General features: G+C 53.8%; 14 protein-coding genes. 10 read left to right on the top strand and 4 right to left on the bottom strand.

Annotation, left to right across the window (positions count from 1 at the left end):
* Window positions 1-47: 47 nt before the first annotated feature.
* Window positions 48-980, top strand: a complete 933-nt coding sequence (locus LBW89_RS16100) for a manganese-dependent inorganic pyrophosphatase (RefSeq protein ID WP_148457897.1) — start codon at window positions 48-50, stop codon at window positions 978-980.
* Window positions 981-1,072: 92 nt separating this feature from the next.
* On the opposite strand, the gene LBW89_RS16095 is transcribed toward LBW89_RS16100, so the two are convergent.
* Window positions 1,073-2,347, bottom strand: coding sequence for an MFS transporter (locus LBW89_RS16095; RefSeq protein WP_148457896.1), 1,275 nt, complete (start codon window positions 2,345-2,347; stop codon window positions 1,073-1,075).
* 261 nt (window positions 2,348-2,608) lie between these two features.
* On the opposite strand from LBW89_RS16095, the gene LBW89_RS16090 reads away from it, so the two are divergent.
* Window positions 2,609-4,903, top strand: coding sequence for a PAS domain S-box protein (locus tag LBW89_RS16090; RefSeq protein ID WP_148457895.1), 2,295 nt, complete (start codon window positions 2,609-2,611; stop codon window positions 4,901-4,903).
* A 168-nt stretch (window positions 4,904-5,071) separates the two neighbouring features.
* A complete protein-coding gene (locus tag LBW89_RS16085; protein WP_211373377.1) occupies window positions 5,072-6,508 on the top strand; it encodes a SulP family inorganic anion transporter in 1,437 nt (478 codons plus the stop codon).
* An 80-nt stretch (window positions 6,509-6,588) separates the two neighbouring features.
* Here LBW89_RS16085 and LBW89_RS16080 read toward each other — a convergent pair whose 3' ends face one another.
* The gene (locus LBW89_RS16080) at window positions 6,589-6,891 is read right to left on the bottom strand and encodes a hypothetical protein (RefSeq protein WP_148457894.1); all 303 of its coding nucleotides are present in this window, start codon (window positions 6,889-6,891) and stop codon (window positions 6,589-6,591) included.
* A gap of 287 nt (window positions 6,892-7,178) precedes the next feature.
* On the opposite strand from LBW89_RS16080, the gene LBW89_RS16075 reads away from it, so the two are divergent.
* Window positions 7,179-8,564 (top strand): amino acid permease, encoded by a 1,386-nt coding sequence (locus tag LBW89_RS16075; protein WP_148457893.1) that lies wholly within the window; start codon window positions 7,179-7,181, stop codon window positions 8,562-8,564.
* A 13-nt stretch (window positions 8,565-8,577) separates the two neighbouring features.
* On the opposite strand, the gene LBW89_RS16070 is transcribed toward LBW89_RS16075, so the two are convergent.
* The gene (locus LBW89_RS16070) at window positions 8,578-9,210 is read right to left on the bottom strand and encodes a LysE family translocator (RefSeq protein WP_148457892.1); all 633 of its coding nucleotides are present in this window, start codon (window positions 9,208-9,210) and stop codon (window positions 8,578-8,580) included.
* 152 nt (window positions 9,211-9,362) lie between these two features.
* Here LBW89_RS16070 and LBW89_RS16065 point away from each other — a divergent pair, with 152 nt between their 5' ends.
* The gene (locus LBW89_RS16065; protein ID WP_148457891.1) at window positions 9,363-10,118 is read left to right on the top strand and encodes an MBL fold metallo-hydrolase; all 756 of its coding nucleotides are present in this window, start codon (window positions 9,363-9,365) and stop codon (window positions 10,116-10,118) included.
* The gene (locus LBW89_RS16060; protein WP_148457890.1) at window positions 10,096-10,665 is read left to right on the top strand and encodes a TetR/AcrR family transcriptional regulator; all 570 of its coding nucleotides are present in this window, start codon (window positions 10,096-10,098) and stop codon (window positions 10,663-10,665) included. Before LBW89_RS16065 ends, LBW89_RS16060 begins: the two co-directional genes overlap by 23 nt.
* 346 nt (window positions 10,666-11,011) lie before the next feature.
* Here the strand turns inward: LBW89_RS16060 and LBW89_RS16055 are convergent, their stop codons facing one another.
* Window positions 11,012-11,581 carry a type II toxin-antitoxin system PemK/MazF family toxin gene (locus LBW89_RS16055; RefSeq protein WP_148457889.1) on the bottom strand — a complete coding sequence of 190 codons (570 nt, stop codon included), beginning with the start codon at window positions 11,579-11,581 and terminating at the stop codon, window positions 11,012-11,014.
* A 134-nt stretch (window positions 11,582-11,715) separates the two neighbouring features.
* Here LBW89_RS16055 and LBW89_RS16050 point away from each other — a divergent pair, with 134 nt between their 5' ends.
* The 4 genes from LBW89_RS16050 to LBW89_RS16035 all read left to right on the top strand — a co-directional run bounded on the left by LBW89_RS16050 (window position 11,716) and on the right by LBW89_RS16035 (window position 16,575).
* Window positions 11,716-11,973: a YqkE family protein gene (locus tag LBW89_RS16050; protein ID WP_148457888.1), complete on the top strand. Its 258-nt coding sequence runs from the start codon at window positions 11,716-11,718 to the stop codon at window positions 11,971-11,973.
* A 129-nt stretch (window positions 11,974-12,102) separates the two neighbouring features.
* The gene (locus tag LBW89_RS16045; RefSeq protein WP_148457887.1) at window positions 12,103-13,833 is read left to right on the top strand and encodes a sensor histidine kinase; all 1,731 of its coding nucleotides are present in this window, start codon (window positions 12,103-12,105) and stop codon (window positions 13,831-13,833) included.
* A 99-nt stretch (window positions 13,834-13,932) separates the two neighbouring features.
* Window positions 13,933-15,522 (top strand): response regulator, encoded by a 1,590-nt coding sequence (locus LBW89_RS16040; protein ID WP_148457886.1) that lies wholly within the window; start codon window positions 13,933-13,935, stop codon window positions 15,520-15,522.
* Window positions 15,523-15,654: 132 nt separating this feature from the next.
* Window positions 15,655-16,575 carry an ABC transporter permease gene (locus LBW89_RS16035; RefSeq protein WP_148457885.1) on the top strand — a complete coding sequence of 307 codons (921 nt, stop codon included), beginning with the start codon at window positions 15,655-15,657 and terminating at the stop codon, window positions 16,573-16,575.
* Window positions 16,576-16,581: the final 6 nt, after the last annotated feature.

Here is a 16,581-nt window from a genome sequence, read left to right as displayed (position 1 = left end):
TTCGGGATATACTTTTCTAAGCGAATAACGAAAAGGAGAGTAAACGAATGGACAAAGTATTGATTTTCGGACACAAAAATCCGGACACAGATACCATCTGCTCCGCGATCGCTTATGCCGATTTGAAAACCAAGCTGGGCTGGAACGTGGAACCCGTCGCCTTGGGCGAAGTTAACGGGGAAACGAAGTTTGCCCTCGACCGTTTCGGATTTCAGGCTCCACGCGTGATCGAAAGCGCGGCGGGGGAAGTGAAGGACGTTATTTTGGTCGACCATAACGAACGTCAGCAAAGCGTCTCCGACATCGATCAGGTTCGTGTCGCCGAGGTCATCGACCATCACCGGATCGCGAATTTTGAAACGAGCGGCCCGCTTTACTATCGTGCCGAGCCTGTAGGGTGTACCGCTACGATCCTTAACAAGATGTACAAAGAGAACGGCATCGCGGTACCCGCCAACATCGCCGGGTTGATGCTGTCCGCAATCATTTCGGATTCCCTTCTGTTTAAATCTCCGACCTGTACGGAGCAGGATGTGGCCGCGGCCCGCGAGCTTGCGGACATCGCCGGCGTGAACCCGGAAGAATACGGGCTGGACATGCTTAAGGCGGGGGCCGACCTTAGCGATAAATCGATCGAGCAGTTGATCTCCCTGGACGCCAAGGAGTTCTCCATGGGCAGCGCGAAGGTGGAAATCGCTCAGGTGAACGCGGTCGACGTTAATGATGTGCTCGTACGCCAGGCTGAACTGGAAGCCGCGCTGAACGGCATTGTGGACCGCAAAGGACTGGACTTGTTCCTGTTCGTGGTGACCGACATTCTGAACAACGATTCCATCGGGCTCGCGTTGGGCAAAGCCGCCGACGCGGTGGAAGCGGCTTACGGCGTGAAGCTGGAGAACAACAAGGCGCTGCTGAAAGGCGTAGTCTCCCGCAAATCGCAAATCGTTCCGGTATTGACCGACATCTTTAACAGCCGGTAAAACCGAACCGTCATCAACTTTACATCAAAGCAAAAGGGTCCCGAAACCGCCATTCAACGCGGCTGGGACCCTTTTTTATGTTATGGTTAAAGCTAGGTTGTTCCGGTTCCGGGTTCTTTCATGTTCACGTCGGGTACCGGAATCGGCGCCGGTTTGACCTTGAAGATCGGGATGAGAATCAGCGCGCCGATCAGCATGGCGATGCCGGAAAACGTGTAGATGCCGACCAGCGGGAACACTTTCTTGAGCAATCCGGACACCGACATCATAATGACCATCATCCCCATAAACATCGGGCTCAGCACGCCGTTGACCCTGCCGACGTAAGATTGCTCGGTGGACTGAAGGATCATGGTGTTGATCCCGATCTGGATGCAAGGGAAGGTAAGCCCGTTAATAAACTGCAGGACCAGCGTCAGCGGAACGCTTGTCGAGAATCCCATGCCGGCGATACAAACCGCGCTGACGGCCATCCCGAAGGCAAGCAGCATTTGCGGCGGGATTTTTTTGGACAGCGTCATGATGATACCGCCTCCGATCAGCATCGCCACGCCGTTAACCATCAGAAGGAACTGCAGGAATTCCTTGGTTTTCCCTAAGTTCTCGATTACAACATACAGGCCAAGCGTCTGGATGGTCCCAACGGCAAAACCGGCGATGGCGAAGGTGGCGCCAAGAACTTTCAGAATCGGACTGCGCCATACATAGCGGAAGCCGTCCGCCAGCTCGCGGGTCAGCTTCGTGGTCCGTTCGGCTTTTTCCTCCGTGTGCTCATCGGCCGGAAGCCGGAACAGAACGAGAGCGGAAATCAAGAAGGCGACCCCCATCACTCCGATCGAAATATAAATGCCGAATTGATGGTACGAGAAAATCCCGAGCGTCGGCCCCAGCACCATAAAGATCGCGACCAGGGATTGAAACAAGGCCATGCCTTGCTGCAGCTTATCCGGATGAACATGCTGCTTGAACAGCTTCATAACGGACGGCTGTGAAAATTGGGAGAGGATCGCCGAAATAAATGTGGCGAAATAGACGGCTTCCCAAGAGCCGTACATCAGCGTGAACAGCACCGCGAACACGGAAGCGGCGGACAAAAAGTCGCACCAGATCATCGTTCGCTTGGGTTTCCAACGGTCGGCGAAAGCTCCGCCGATGAAGGAGAACACGAAGATCGGAGCGAATTCGACCACGGAGATGAGCGAAACCGCCACCGGGTCGTTGTTCGTCATATCGGTAACGAACATAAGGATCGCGAAGTTGCGAACCCAAATCCCGATTTGCAGAAAGATGTTGGAAATCAGGATCGTCTGGTAAAACCGGTTCCGAAACAAACTGGTGTTCGGAGGTAAAGCGGATTGCGTTGTCATAGGACCACCTCAATATAATTTCTCTCCACAGCGAGTATTTTCCACCCTATACAATAAGGGATCGGCTTAGCAATGAAAAGGGAAATTTTGAATATACTTAATTTTTCTTTTGGGCCGGACAGTCGTTTAGTTGCTTTGTAAATTGACATTTAAATTAATGTCTGATATTTAAGAAGAAAACAAGTCATAGTCAAACCAATAGATCAAAAGATCCTTCCGGTTACTTGCCGATATGAACGATCCTGGAACGGAGGCTTGGTAATGAACGGGCACGAAGGACAGCAGTCTCTTGGGATAGACGAAACGAGAGAACTTTGGAGTCGCCAAGAGGTGGAAGCGGAGGAATGGAGCCGTTATATTCTTACCAATATGAATGATCTTGTGTATTGCTGTGATTTGAATGGGATCGGATTGTTTTGCTCCCCATCCGTCACGGAATGGCTCGGTTATCGTCCCGAAGAAGTGGTTGGCGTAAAGTACACGGCCTGGTGTCAACCGGATCCGGAGGAGCTCGGGAAGCTGAGCCGTCAATTGCTAAGACATCGGCGGGCGACCGTGGAATGGAGGCTCCGAAGCAAAGCGGGCGAGGAAGTATGGTTTGAATTTGCGGTTCGTTTGAACAAGGATGCTCCGAAAGGCCCTATGCTTTTGGCGGTCGGCAGGGAGACGACCAAGCGGAGGCAGGAGGCCTCCATTCTGGCCGAGACGATGCGGATGACCCGGGTCGGCAGTTGGGAATGGAATGTGCGAGAAGGAGACATCGAGCTGTTCGATCAGCTCTATGCGATATTTGGACTTGAGAAGCAGACGGACCCGCCTTCCGGTGCGGACATCCTGTCCAAAGTGCATCCGGTAGATCGGAAACGTATGGTGGAAGCCGTAAATGCCGCTTTGCGCTCGGGGCAATTTGATTTTGAATGCCGGTTCGAAATCAGGAGGGAGGAGTACCTGTACCTTCATTTGCGCGGAATCGTTACCTATGACGAAGAAATGAATCCGGTCAAAATGAGCGGCACGGTACAGGATATCACGGACCGAAAGCGGGTGGAACGCGAACTGCAGGAGACGGTCGAACGTTATAACTCGCTCAAAAAATACAATCATGACGCCGTATTTTCCCTGGATTTGGACGGACGGATTATCAATGCCAATGCGGTAGCTGAGAGGTTGACCGGGTATAAAATTTCCGATATGGCGGGAAAGCCCTTTTCCGAGTTTATCGGAGAACAGCCCTTGTCCCAGATCCTGTCCGAATCGATGCAAGACGCCTCCGTCGCCAAAGGCATCGACAAGATCCATACCAAGTACGGCCATACGTCCGAGGTGCTGACTACGGTGGCGCCGATCATGATCAACAAGAAGAATGTAGGCTTCTACATTATTGCCAAAGACATCACCGAGCAGAAGCAGCTATTGATCGCCAAAGAAGCGGCGGAGAGCACCAACCGGGCGAAGAGCGAATTTCTGGCGATGATGAGTCATGAGATCCGCACGCCCATGAACGGAGTCATCGGGATGACGGATTTGATGCTGGAGACGACCGAATTGACGGAAACCCAAACAGAGTATCTGGAGATTATCCGCAAGAGCGGAGATACGCTGCTGGCCATCATTAACGACATTCTGGATTTCGCAAAAATCGAATCGGGCAAGTCCGAGCTGCATGAGGAGATGTTCGACCTGCGGAAACTGATTTCCGAAACGCTGGACATCGTTATGGTCCGTGCCATGGAAAAAGGGTTGTCCATGGACTTCAACGTTTCCCCGGACGTTCCCGACCGGTTGTTCGGCGATGCGGACCGCCTCAGGCAAGTCCTGCTCAATCTGATCGGAAACGCCGTAAAGTTCACCTATACCGGCGGCGTTACGGTAACCGTCCGGCGTATGGAGCAAGGGCCGGACGTGAAGCTTTGCTTCACCGTTCAAGATACGGGAATCGGGATTCCGAAAGAAAAAATCCCGCTATTGTTCCAGCCCTTTTCCCAGTTGGATCATTTCATGACGCGCCGGTTCGAAGGAACGGGGCTGGGTCTGGCAATTACCAAAAAACTGGTGGATCTTATGGGCGGGGATATTTGGGTCGAACCTCACGATGGACCCGGAGCGACCTTTGTTTTTTGCTTAGCCCTCAAGCAAACCGAAGATCAAGCCGGAGGGGTCACGGGGACCTTGGAGGAAGTACCCTCCGGCAAGAAGCTGAATATTCTTATTGCCGAGGATAATGAAATCAACCGCATTGTCTTGAAGAAAATGCTGGAGCGGCTGGGGCATGCCACCCGAGAGGCCGCAAACGGCCTGGAAGTGCTTCAGGCGGTAGCTTATGAATCTTTCGATATGATTTTTATGGACGTACATATGCCGGAAATGAACGGGCTGGAGGCGACCCGGGTCATCAAGAGCAAGCTTCTTCCGGAGAAGTGCCCCGTCATTGTGGCGGTGACGGCGAATGCGCTCGCCGGGGATCGCGAGAATTGCCTTAGCGCCGGAATGGACGATTATATGAGCAAGCCGATTAAACCCGCGGTCGTGGCGAAAATCATCCGCAAATTTTTTTAAATTTGAAAGAATAGAAGAGCATTCCGCCGCCAACGGCTGAATGGTTTGGATAAAAGCGCTTTATCGGGCCGGTGACCTTTTTGAGAGGGAGCGGCCTTTTTTCATATAATCGAAAGCGTTGGCGTTGCATCGGACCTATTCTGTAATCCTAAGGGGGATTTTTTCGATTTGGAAAAAACAATAAAATACGGCGGTTGGTTCTCGAACGCGAAAAACGATATCCTTTCGGGATTAACGGTGGCCTTTGCGTTGATTCCGGAAGCGATCGCGTTTTCCATCCTGGCGGGCGTAAGTCCGATGGTCGGGCTGTACGCCTCGTTTTGTATCGCGGTTGTTATCTCCTTTGCCGGCGGGCGTCCGGGGATGATTTCCGCGGCCACAGGGGCGATGGCGCTGCTGATGGGGGGCCTGGTACGGGATCACGGGATAGAGTATCTGTTCGCCGCAACGATTCTGGCCGGGGTGCTGCAAATCATCATGGGCCAACTGAAGCTCGGGAAGTGGATTAGCTTTCTGCCGCATTCCGTGATGACCGGCTTTGTCAATGCGCTCGCCATTCTGATTTTTATGGCGCAGCTCACCCATTTTTCGGGTCAGGGATGGTTGATGTACGCGCTCGTAGCCTTGACGCTGGCGATCATTTATCTGTTCCCGCGGTTGACCAAAGCGGTTCCGTCCGCCCTGGTGGCGATTATCGTCGTATCCGTGCTCAGCATCTCGCTGAAGCTGGACGTTAAAACGGTCGGCGATATGGGGGAAATCACGAGCGCCTTGCCGGTCTTTCACCTGCCCGATGTCGTCATCTCCTGGGAGTTGATCAAGACGATCTTCCCGGTTTCCTTATCTCTTGCCGTAGTGGGCCTGCTTGAGTCGTTAATGACGGCGACGTTGATCGATGACATCACCGATACGGCCAGCGACAAGAATCGGGAGATGAAAGGCCAGGGGCTGGCCAACATCGTTACCGGATTTTTCGGCGGCATGGCCGGCTGCGCCATGATCGGACAGTCGATGGTCAACATGAAATCGGGAGGGCGTACCCGGCTGTCCACGCTGGTTTCGGGGGTGGGGCTGCTGTTTCTGATCCTCGTCCTTGGCGGGGTGGTCAAACAAATCCCGATGGCCGCATTGGTCGGCGTTATGTTTATGGTGTCGATCGGGACGTTTGAATGGGCTTCCTTACGGTCGCTCCACAAAATCCCCAAATCCGACGCCATCGTTATGATCGTCACGGTGGTAACCGTGGTGGCTACGGACAACTTGTCCATCGGCGTAGGCATCGGGGTTCTGATCAGCGCGCTGGTGTTTGCCCGGAAAATCGCCCAAATCCGCACGGTCACGGAGATGCGGGATGGCGTAAAAACCTACAGGGTCGCCGGGCAGATGTTCTTCGGCACCGTCACGCATTTTCTTCAGGAGTTTGACCCGGCGGGCGATCCCGACCGGATCGTCATCGACTTTTCAAAATCCCATGTGTGGGATCAATCGGCGGCGAATGCCATCTCCAAAGTGATGGGTAAATACCGGCAATTGAATAAAGAGGTGTCCATAACCGGAATGAATGAGGAAAGTATACGGCTTGTGGAACGCATCGGTCTGTCATAATAAAGGGAAAAAATATAGGGGCTGTCCATAAGATCCGTGGGATCTTCGGGCAGCCCCTTTTTCTGTAAAGATGTTCTGCGCTATAACATATGGAACCGCTCCAGTTGATCCCACAGTTGTTCCTGGAGCAGAATTTCACGCTGCTTCGGGCCGATCAGATCAAAATGGGGGAAGACGGACCGGCGATGGATATAATCCGGGTTCAACTCATGTTTCAGGCACCAGTCGCGCAATCGGGCGAGATCGGCACAGCCGACTTTGGTGACGGTTTTGGAACCGGGAAAGCGGGGGTCCAGCCAATAATGCGTCAAATAGGCGATTTCTCCCCGGGAGACGGCCTCCTTCCAAGCATTCAGTTCCTCTTTGTTCACTCCGAAAGCCATCGGCTCGTCTCCTTTCCAGCCTGGAGTGGTGGTAGCCTCTCCGGCTTTTAATCTAGGTTGGTCAAATTAAAGGGAATCTTCCCGTTAGTTTGTAGAATACGAAGATAAACTAGTTCTGACGAATTATTATACCATAAAGAGTTTGATTCCCGTTATTCTGGGCGTAGGGGAAAAAGCCCTTTTTTTCCTCGCATAATAATTGGCTGGCGATAGAAGCTAAGGAATGGTTTGAAAGGCCGAGGATTTGTTTTTACATGGATCAGGCTAACGAATAGGAGGCGTTTACATTGGCCGAGAGCCGGAAAGAGAAGCATAAGGGCGGAAATTTGAAGTGGTGGCAGCTTTCCCTGTTGGGCGTCGCTTCGACCATCGGAACGGGGTATTTCCTGGGGTCGGGGCTGGGGATCAGCATAGCGGGGCCCGCGATATTGATCGCCTTCGCGCTGGCCGCTCTGGGAACGTACACCGTGTTTGAGTCCCTGGCGAAGATGACGGCCAAGCATCCGGAAAAAGGGTCCTTCCGCTCCTATGCGAAACAGGCTTTCGGGCGGTGGGCCGGGTTTAGCAGCGGCTGGGTATACTGGTCGTCCGAATTGTTGATCATGGGCAGCCAGTTGACCGCGCTATCCCTTTTCTCCCGATTTTGGTTTCCGGGGGTGCCGATGTGGTTGTTCGCAACGGGATATGCGCTGCTCGGATTGCTGGTCATTTTTCTGGGGAACAAAGGCTTCGACTCGATCGAAAATGTGCTGTCCGTCATTAAAATTGCCGCCATTCTCCTGTTTCTGGGGATTGCCGGAGCCGCCTTGTTCGGCTGGATACCCGGCGGCGGAAACCCTGCTTTCCCGCGGACGCTCCGCGAATTTTTTCCCGCCGGAGCGATGGGGCTTTGGTCCGGATTTATTTTTGCTTTTTACGCCTTCGGGGGCATCGAGGTCATGGGGATGATGGCGTTTCGGTTGAAAGATCCGTCGGATGCCCCCAAAGCGGGGAAAATCATGCTGCTTCTGCTCATGACGGTCTATATCCTCTCTTTGTCCCTGGTGGTTACGCTGGTCTCCTGGAAAAGCATCGTGCCCAAAAAGAGCCCGTTCATCACGGCGCTCGGCGGGGTAGAGATGCCGTTCATCCCTCATTTGTTCAACGGCGTGCTGATCGTGGCCGGCTTTTCCACGATGGTAGCCTCGCTCTACGCCGTAACGACGATGCTGGTTACGCTGGCCGAGGACCGGGACGCTCCGCCGCTGTTCGCCAGAAAGGCCTTGAAAAAACGGCCGATGTACGCGATTGGCTTGACGGCGGTGGGACTCGCCGCGTCCATTGCCCTGTCGCTGGCGATGCCGGGGCGAATTTACGAGTATATCACAACCGCGGCAGGCCTGCTTTTGCTGTATAACTGGATGTTTATCCTGATTACCTCGGGCAAGTTGTTGAAGCTGACGGCCTTCGGCCAGGTCAAACGCTTTGGCGGTTTGGCGCTGATTCTGATCGCCGTTTCCGGAACACTGGCCCATGGCACAAGCAGCCCGGGATTTTGGGGAAGTCTGGGATTTATTTTGGTCATCGGGTCCGTCACGCTGTGGATGCAGTTTAAAGTTTGGAAGCGCAAGAAAACCTCGGTTCGCCGCCATCGGCGCAAGGCGATTTTAATCAGACGGCCCCGGCTTGAATAGACGGGAACGCGGGCTATAACCGCTCCAGCAGCAGAAGAAGAGCCTTATAACCGAAATAAAGCCCGAATCCGATCAGGGAGAGCCCCGAAAGGAACGAAATCCCCCGGATCATACGGTCGCTCAAGATTTTGCGGAAGACGCTTGCGAATCCGGCCATCGTCACATCCCAGAGCAGCACCCCCGCGATAATGGCGCAGCTGTTGACGATCAGATCGCGCGGTTCGGAGGTTGCGGCGGTCTGTGCCAGTACGGATCCGTAGATGCCGAGCCAAAACAGGATCGACAGGGGGTTGGAAATGGACATCATAAACCCCGACATGAAGGATTTCGTCAGCGGTTCGGTCCCCCGCGTTTCGTTTAAGCTAAGGGTTGACGCCTGCTTAATACTGTCGATCCCGGTGTACACAAGGATGAAGAAACCGAATAACCAGAGAAACGACTGCATAAAAGGAGTGTTCAAAAAGTGAATCACTCCGAAATAGACCAACAGCATGTAGATCATATCCGCGGCGATGGCGCCGAGCCCGACAAACCACGCGGGCAGGAAGCCGCCGCGGATGCCTTTGTCCAGTTGGGCTGCGTTCACCGGGCCAATCGGGGCGGACAGGGATAGGCCGAGAAAGATAAAACCAAGAATACTGTTCATGCCGCATACCTCCGAACTCGGAATATTTGTAACTTGTACATCTTATTCACGGACGCCCGCTTGTACGACTAAAAAAGCGGGCTTGATAAACTAATGGGTTTAGTTTAAAATAAAACTAAACCCATTAGTTTTCGTGAAAGGTGTTGATCATCATGAAATTAACGCGCCACGGCCATCTGGTTCAAGTGTCGTTTATGCCCCGGTTGTTTCCGGTTAACTGTTATCTTATCGAAGAAGGAGAGAGCTGCACGCTGATAGACGCGGCGCTCCCGTATAGCGCCGACGGCATTCTTCGCGCCGTCGCGGCCACAACGGGGAAACCGTTGACGAGGATCGTCCTGACCCATGCGCATGACGATCACGTCGGAGCGCTCGATGCGCTAAAAGCGAAACATCCCGAAATTCAGGTGTATATTTCGGCAAGGGATGCCCGGCTGCTGGAAGGCGATATCTCGCTGGATCCGGAGGAAGCGCAGACCCCGATTCGGGGCGGCGTTCCGAAGAAGATCAAGACCCGCGCGGACGTGCTGCTGAAGGACGGTGACCGGGTCGGGTCCCTGCAGGTGATCTCATCGCCGGGGCACACCCCCGGCTCGATTTCCCTGCTGGATACCCGCAGCGGCGCCCTGGTCGCGGGGGACGCCTTTCAAACGCGCGGCGGTATCGCGGTCAGCGGCATGCTTCGCCCCCTGTTTCCGTTTCCGGCGCTGGCGACGTGGAGCGCGGAAACGGCGCTGGCGAGCGCGCGGAAGCTGGCGGCTTTGAAGCCGGCGCTGCTGGCGGCCGGGCATGGGCGCATGATCGGCCATCCGGCGGACGCGATGCGGCGGGCGATCGAGCAAGCGGAGCGGAAGCTGGAAACGGCCGGAAAGGGGGCGGGACGCCATGTCGCCAAGAGCGGGGATTGATCCGGGCGCCGTTCTGCAGGCGGCCGTTGCGATTGCGGACAGCGAGGGGGCGGAGGCGGTGACCATCTCTTCCGTCGCCCAGCGCCTCGGCATCCGGCCGCCGTCCCTTTACAACCATGTGAGCGGGCTGGGCGAGCTGCGGGAGAGGATTGCCGTTTATGCGCTCGGCGAGCTGTACGATAGGATCGTCCGGGCCGCCTCGGGACTGACGGGAGAACGGGCGATCCGATCTTTTGCCGATGCCTATATTGGTTTTGCTCGGGAGCATCCCGGCTTGTACGACGTAGCCCAATTGGCGAAGGACCCAACCAACCGGGAGCTGGCCGAAGCCAGCGGCAAGGTTGTCGATTTCATCGTCGGCCTCCTTGGGGGATATTCCTTGACCAAGGAGGAGGCGCTGCATACGGTGCGCGGACTTCGGAGTCTGATCCACGGCTTCGCCTCCCTCGAACGGCAGCAAGGGTTCGGCTTGCCTTTGGATGTCCGCGAGAGCCTGCAATTCAGCCTTGCGCTTTTTTTGCAAGGTCTCTCGCAGAGAACTGGTTAAGATTTTGCAGATCGGGTAATTGGTAACCAAGAGGGAATTTAAGGCGGAAGAATAAACCCCGACGGGAGAGTTCCCGGCGGGGTGAATTTGCCCACGACCACGGTGGGCGACATTATGGTATACTTAAATTTTTTGTTTAGGAGAAAGGAAAAAAGGAGCACTAGGCTCCTTCAGACTCAATAACACGCGGGCACGTGTGAGTTTATCCACGACAGGGTGGATGACGTAATATTTAACGGTTCAAATCATTTGATACTATAGTAACCTGCCGTTAAAGTGATGTCAACCCCCTATAAGAAAAACTTCTATCGACTTACCTTCAATGGAAGGCAGAGCATCGTCCGTCTTAAATTCCAAAGGACCATTTCAGCCGGTTCTCCAACCGGTTGATATCTTCCTCATCCAAATTCCCCAGATGTTCTTTCAGGCGGACCTTGCTGACGGAGGTCGTTTCCTCCGTTTTGGCCGCGGAATCAAAAGCGAGGAAATCATATTTACTTTTAAAAAGAAAATAATGGCTCTGGAAGCGGGGGATCGGCTTTCCGTCCTTCGTGAGTACGGCTTCCCCCGTTTTGGGGACCGTGCGGACCTTCAGATTTTTGGTGAGCGGCACGACCAGGACATTGCCCGACGTGGAGTTGACCGTATTGTTCGATACGATGACCACCGGCCGTTCCTCGTTTTGTTCGCATCCGATGTTCTCCCCGAAATGACAAAAATGGACCGCTCCCCGAGTCATGTTCCGTTTCATCTGCGTCTTCTCGTGCTCGATCCAGTAGTGGGCCATTTCGATTTTGACGGGGAACCAATCGGTGAGCTGCTTTGTTTTTAGCCTTTTTGCCTGTTCAATCCGCGGATTGCGCGATTTGGGTTGTGGGGTATGTTCTCTGTATTCTTGTTCCCGTTCTCTGTTCATGGTTTTTCCTCCAAGCTGGCGGTAGTAAACATATATACCTTAGAATTACACGTTTTTACATAAAGATTAAACAGTGAGTTGACATTTTTTTTCACTCTGTGATACTTTAGGCTTGAAATCGAGGTGAAGCACTTATGGCCAAAAAGAAGAATAACACCAGTATGCCTTCGTCCGCGGCGGATAAACCGGCCACGCTGAAGGATTTGCTGGGGGCGGAGACGATTGCCAAGCTTAAGGAGCAGGCCGCGGAATTGAAGCAGAATGAAGATCGGAAGAAGGAAGAAGCCCGTGCGAAAGCCGAGGCGGCGCGCAAGGCGGAACAGAAACGTCTGGAGAACGATTTCGAGCATTTGCTGAACACGAGCAAGATGGATTGGCAAAAGTTTAAATAAAGCTTGAGTACCGGGAGAGGCCATGGTTGAAGCCCAGGCTCCTCCCGGTTTTTTGTAGTTCGAAATTACGGAAAAATGAAAGCGTTAACTCGTAAACTCTATCTTACGAAGTATAGAGAGGGCGCCAAAATGAAGAAATACATTCCTTTTACTTATAAAATGCTCGTGCCGTATCTGCTGCTTGTGTTAATCACGGACATGATTATCGGCTATATCGCCTTTACCATGCTGGTCCAGTCCCGGACCGAGATGGCGGAGACGAATATCCGAACGGGCATGGAGCAGGCCAGAAACAACATCCGGTACCAGATGGACGAAATCCAGCGGATGTCGGACACCCTCTTCGGTAGCCTTTCTTTTCAGCGGGCTCTGCAGGCCAAAGGGGAACCCTACGAGATTTATCTGGTCATGCTCGATGAAATCGTTCCGCAAATCACGGCTCCCCTTCAATTGTTCGGCAACGACATCCGGCTGATGCTGTACACGATGAACCGGGATCTCAACCTGGTGCCGGGCGACGATTTGGAGAAACCGATCAAGGGCAGCGATTATTATATCCTGCCGCTTGAAGAAGTGGAGGATAGCCCGTGGTATTCAGCCTACCGGGATTCCGGGGAGGACAATATCTGGCTGCAGATCGACACGGACCAACGCCTCGGCAATATATCCCATATCCGCCGGCTGGTGTCCTTCAGCGATTATAAGACCGTGATCGGCTATATTCGCATTACGGCCTCTCTTGACGATCTGTTCGGCAATTTCGCCACATTCCCGGTAGAGGAGGGAATTACGCTGCGGCTTGTCGATACCGCTCAGGGTGGCGGCGTCTTGTATCAACGCGGAGAAGCGGGGACCGACGGCGGGGGCGAGTTTTACTTGAGTCTTCAAGAGCCGATCCCGGGCACTTCCTTCAACATCGAAACCCTTGTCCCCAAAGCCTATCTGACCAAAGACACCAGCAAGCTGCAGCGATCGATCATCGCGGTTTGCGTATTGAGTTTCGCGGGGATGTCCGTCATCGGATCGGTGGTGGCGAGGATTTCGGGAAGACGAATGGCCCGGATCGTCCGGCTGGTCCGTTCGTTCCAGGAAGGGAACTTCCGTAAACGGATCGCTTTTTCGGGCAACGATGAATTCGTCCATATCGCCGACGCGTTTAACGTGATGGCCGGAAATATCCAGGAGCTGATCGATCGTGTCTATGTGCAGGGTCTGCAGCGGAAGCAGGCGGAGCTCGAAGCGCTCCAGGCGCAAATCCATCCGCATTTTTTGTACAATACGCTGTCGACGATCAGCAGCCTGGCCAATTTGGGCGAGACCCGGAAAGTGACCGACATGGTGCAGGGGTTGTCCCGGTTTTACAGGCTGACGCTGAATCAGGGCAAGGTGCTGACGCTGCTGAAGAACGAAGTGACCCAAGTGGAAACCTATCTCGATATTCAACGGGTAAAATATGCGAACCGGTTCGAGGTTTACGTGGACATAGAGGAAGATATTCTTACCGTGCCGGTGATCAAACTCATTCTTCAGCCGTTCGTGGAAAACGTCTTTAAGCATGCGTGGTTCGGGGAACATCTCTCCATTCGAATTACCGGCCGCAGGATCGCGGAGGGGATTGAGCTCAGAGTCATCGACAACGGGATCGGGATGCGGCCGGAGACGGTCAAGCGGTTGATGAGCTCCCCGTCCCAGAGCGGGGGATATGGCATCAAAAACGTGGACGAGCGGATCAAGCTCAGGTATGGCGGGGAATACGGCATCGCTATCGCGAGTATTTTCGGAGCCGGAACGACCGTGAGAATCCTTCTCCCGGACGACGAGCAGGGTGGAGAGCCCGAAGAAGGGGAAGGCGATCGGTGAAAAAGTATAGGTTTTCATTGAAAACGTTTATGTTCAGTTTGTCGGCCTTAAGCTATTCTCAAAAGCAACAGGCTATTTCGACCGGAGGGACGCTGACCTATGGATATTAATGTGTTGCTGGTGGATGACGAAGCGGTGGACCTGGAGTGGCTGCGCCGGCGGATCGCGGGAAGCGGGCTCCCGTTTCCCTTGCGCGTGGTCGGTACGGCAAACAGCGGATTCAACGCCCTTAAAATTCTGGAACAGGAGCGGGTGGACATCATCCTGTCCGATATTCGCATGCCGATTATGTCCGGCATGGAATTTGCCCGTCGCGCCAAGGAGATGAACGCGCTGGCCAAAATCGTGTTCATCAGCGGCCATGAGGATTTCGAGTACGCCCGGAAGGCGATCCAGCTGGGTGCCTCCGGCTATTTGTTGAAGCCCGTGGAAGACCGCGAGCTGTACGAAATGCTGCACTCGCTTTGCGAGGCGGTCGAGCGGGAGAGGGAGCAGAACCGGTCGGCCTCGGCCGTCTGGTCCGCCGTCGGGGAGGAATTGCTCCTGCGCTGGCTTAACGACCTGGCCTCCGGCTCGGTGGAGTCCCACGTCCTGGAGAACCTCCGTCCCTTGCTGCGGTTTGGAACGGTGGCCGCCCTGGCCGAGATTGACGACGTGGAATGGAAGACCAGCCAGTTGGACGACAAGGAGCGGCATGACCAAATCTATCGGTTGACCTCATTTATCCGCAATTATGTGGAAGACAACATGCTGGGGACGTTTTTTCGCAGCGAGCAGACGCGATGCCTGATTTTGTCGTCGATTCCGGAAGGGGAATTCACCGAACAATTGAACGGTTTGCTGGCCGCGGTCAACGCCCATTTTCCGTTAACGGTGACGGTCGGGGTCGGCAAGTCCGCGAGGGACGAGGTACAGCTGCGGGAATCCTACCGCCAGGCCGAAGCCGCGCTCCGCATCAAATGGCTGTTGGGCAAAAACCGCGTGATCGCCTGGAACGTCGTGGAATGGACTCCGGACGGTGAGCCGCAGCCCTTGCCAAATGTGGACGGTATTTTGGACAACATGCTGCGGGCCATTCTGGATTACGATCTGGTGGCCGTGGATGATTGTCTGGAGGAAGTCTTCGATCGGCGGCACGCGTCGCTTACGCGCAAAAACGAAGTGTACGACCTGATTTTGCGCCTTACGACGAAGCTGCATTCGGACCTGCGGCAGATGGGGGAGAACCTCTATGCAATTTTGAAGTGGGACGCCCATCAACCGGTCATTCTGTTTCAGTTCGAAACCGTTCAGGATATCAAATCCTGGCTGCGGCGGAGATTTTATGAGCTGTCCGAGCTGCTCTACGTGAAAAAGCAGCGGCAAAAACGCAAGCTGATCGAAGAGATCGTGCAGTATGTCGAGCGCCATATCGAGCAGAAGATCACGCTTAAAGAGGTGGCGGCTCACTTCGATTTTACGCCGAATTATCTCGGCTTCCTGTTCAAGGAAGAGACGGGGACCCATTTCAGCGATTTCTTGAACGAGCGGAGAATGGGGCGGACTTGCGAGCTTCTTAACGATCCCACTTTGCGGATCTATGAGATCGCCGAGCGCATGGGGTACAAGAACATTATTTATTTCAACAGGCAGTTCAAACAAATCATGCAGATGACGCCCGGAGAATACCGGAAAAAGAACAGGATTTAACCCGGAATCCATCCTTTTAATTTCCTGATCGTGGTAAAAGTATTAGTTTTAGTTGAGCCGCTGAATTATCGGTTGCGGACCCGCCCCCCTATAATTTAGACAGACACAACGAGAGGGGAGTCGAGGAGCCTGATGAAAGGACACGGCTTTTGGGGAGATGTAAAAAAATATAAAATACTGCTTCTCATGTTGGTTCCGGCCGTTCTGTTTTTCCTGCTGTTCGCCTATATCCCGATGGCGGGCATCGTGCTGGCCTTCAAGCAGTACAATTATGCCGGCGGAATTTTCGGCAGTCCCTGGAACGGACTGGACAATTTCCGCTTTTTTTTCGATTCGGGAGACGCCTGGCGGGTGACCCGGAATACGGCGCTCTACAATATCGCTTTTATCGTCGTCAACAACCTGCTGCAAATTTTCGCGGCGATCCTGCTTTTTGAAGTGGCGGGGAAATGGTTCCGGAAAATTACGCAAACCGTCATGTTTTTACCTTACTTTATCTCCTGGGTGGTCGTCGGCGCCATCGCCTACAACTTGTTTAACTTCGATGTGGGCACGGTCAATGTGCTGTTGAACAAGCTCGGCATGGAGTCGGTCGATATCTACAATACCGCGGCTTATTGGCCGGTGATTCTGGTGCTCGTGTCGGCCTGGAAGACGCTGGGCTACGGCACGATCATGTATTTGGCGGCGATTACAAGCATTGATACGGAGATGTATGAGGCCGCCGAAATCGACGGAGCCAACATCTTTCAGCGGATCCGGAAGATTACGATTCCGAATCTGATGCCGACGGTGATCATCCTAGTGCTGCTGGCGATCGGCAACATTTTCCGCGGCGATTTCGGGATGTTCTACAACATGGTTGGCAACAACGGACTTTTGTTCTCCTCCACCGATGTCATCGATACCTTCGTGTTCCGTTCCTTGATTACATCGAATGAAATCGGCATGTCGGCCGCCGCGGGCTTCTACCAGTCCATTCTCGGTTTTGCCACCATCATGCTGGCCAACTATGCCGTGCGCAAATACGACAGGGATCACGCCTTATTTTAAGCCATG

Origin of the sequence: Paenibacillus sp. alder61, assembly GCF_020179875.1 — a bacterium.
GTDB classification, from domain to species: Bacteria; Bacillota; Bacilli; order Paenibacillales; family Paenibacillaceae; genus Fontibacillus; species Fontibacillus faecis.
This window is presented reverse-complemented; position numbering and strand designations above follow the sequence as displayed.

Bases quoted from the DNA above. Each gene is read 5' to 3' on its own strand.
- LBW89_RS16100 (WP_148457897.1), top strand. From the start codon at position 48: ATGGACAAAGTATTGATTTTCGGACACAAAAATCCGGACACAGATACC.
- LBW89_RS16070 (WP_148457892.1), bottom strand. From the start codon at position 9,210: ATGAACAGTATTCTTGGTTTTATCTTTCTCGGCCTATCCCTGTCCGCC.
- LBW89_RS16055 (WP_148457889.1), bottom strand. From the start codon at position 11,581: ATGAACAGAGAACGGGAACAAGAATACAGAGAACATACCCCACAACCC.
- LBW89_RS16090 (WP_148457895.1), top strand. From the start codon at position 2,609: ATGAACGGGCACGAAGGACAGCAGTCTCTTGGGATAGACGAAACGAGA.
- LBW89_RS16095 (WP_148457896.1), bottom strand. From the start codon at position 2,347: ATGACAACGCAATCCGCTTTACCTCCGAACACCAGTTTGTTTCGGAAC.
- LBW89_RS16035 (WP_148457885.1), top strand. From the start codon at position 15,655: ATGAAAGGACACGGCTTTTGGGGAGATGTAAAAAAATATAAAATACTG.
- LBW89_RS16045 (WP_148457887.1), top strand. From the start codon at position 12,103: ATGAAGAAATACATTCCTTTTACTTATAAAATGCTCGTGCCGTATCTG.
- LBW89_RS16065 (WP_148457891.1), top strand. From the start codon at position 9,363: ATGAAATTAACGCGCCACGGCCATCTGGTTCAAGTGTCGTTTATGCCC.
- LBW89_RS16060 (WP_148457890.1), top strand. From the start codon at position 10,096: ATGTCGCCAAGAGCGGGGATTGATCCGGGCGCCGTTCTGCAGGCGGCC.
- LBW89_RS16040 (WP_148457886.1), top strand. From the start codon at position 13,933: ATGGATATTAATGTGTTGCTGGTGGATGACGAAGCGGTGGACCTGGAG.
- LBW89_RS16050 (WP_148457888.1), top strand. From the start codon at position 11,716: ATGGCCAAAAAGAAGAATAACACCAGTATGCCTTCGTCCGCGGCGGAT.
- LBW89_RS16080 (WP_148457894.1), bottom strand. From the start codon at position 6,891: ATGGCTTTCGGAGTGAACAAAGAGGAACTGAATGCTTGGAAGGAGGCC.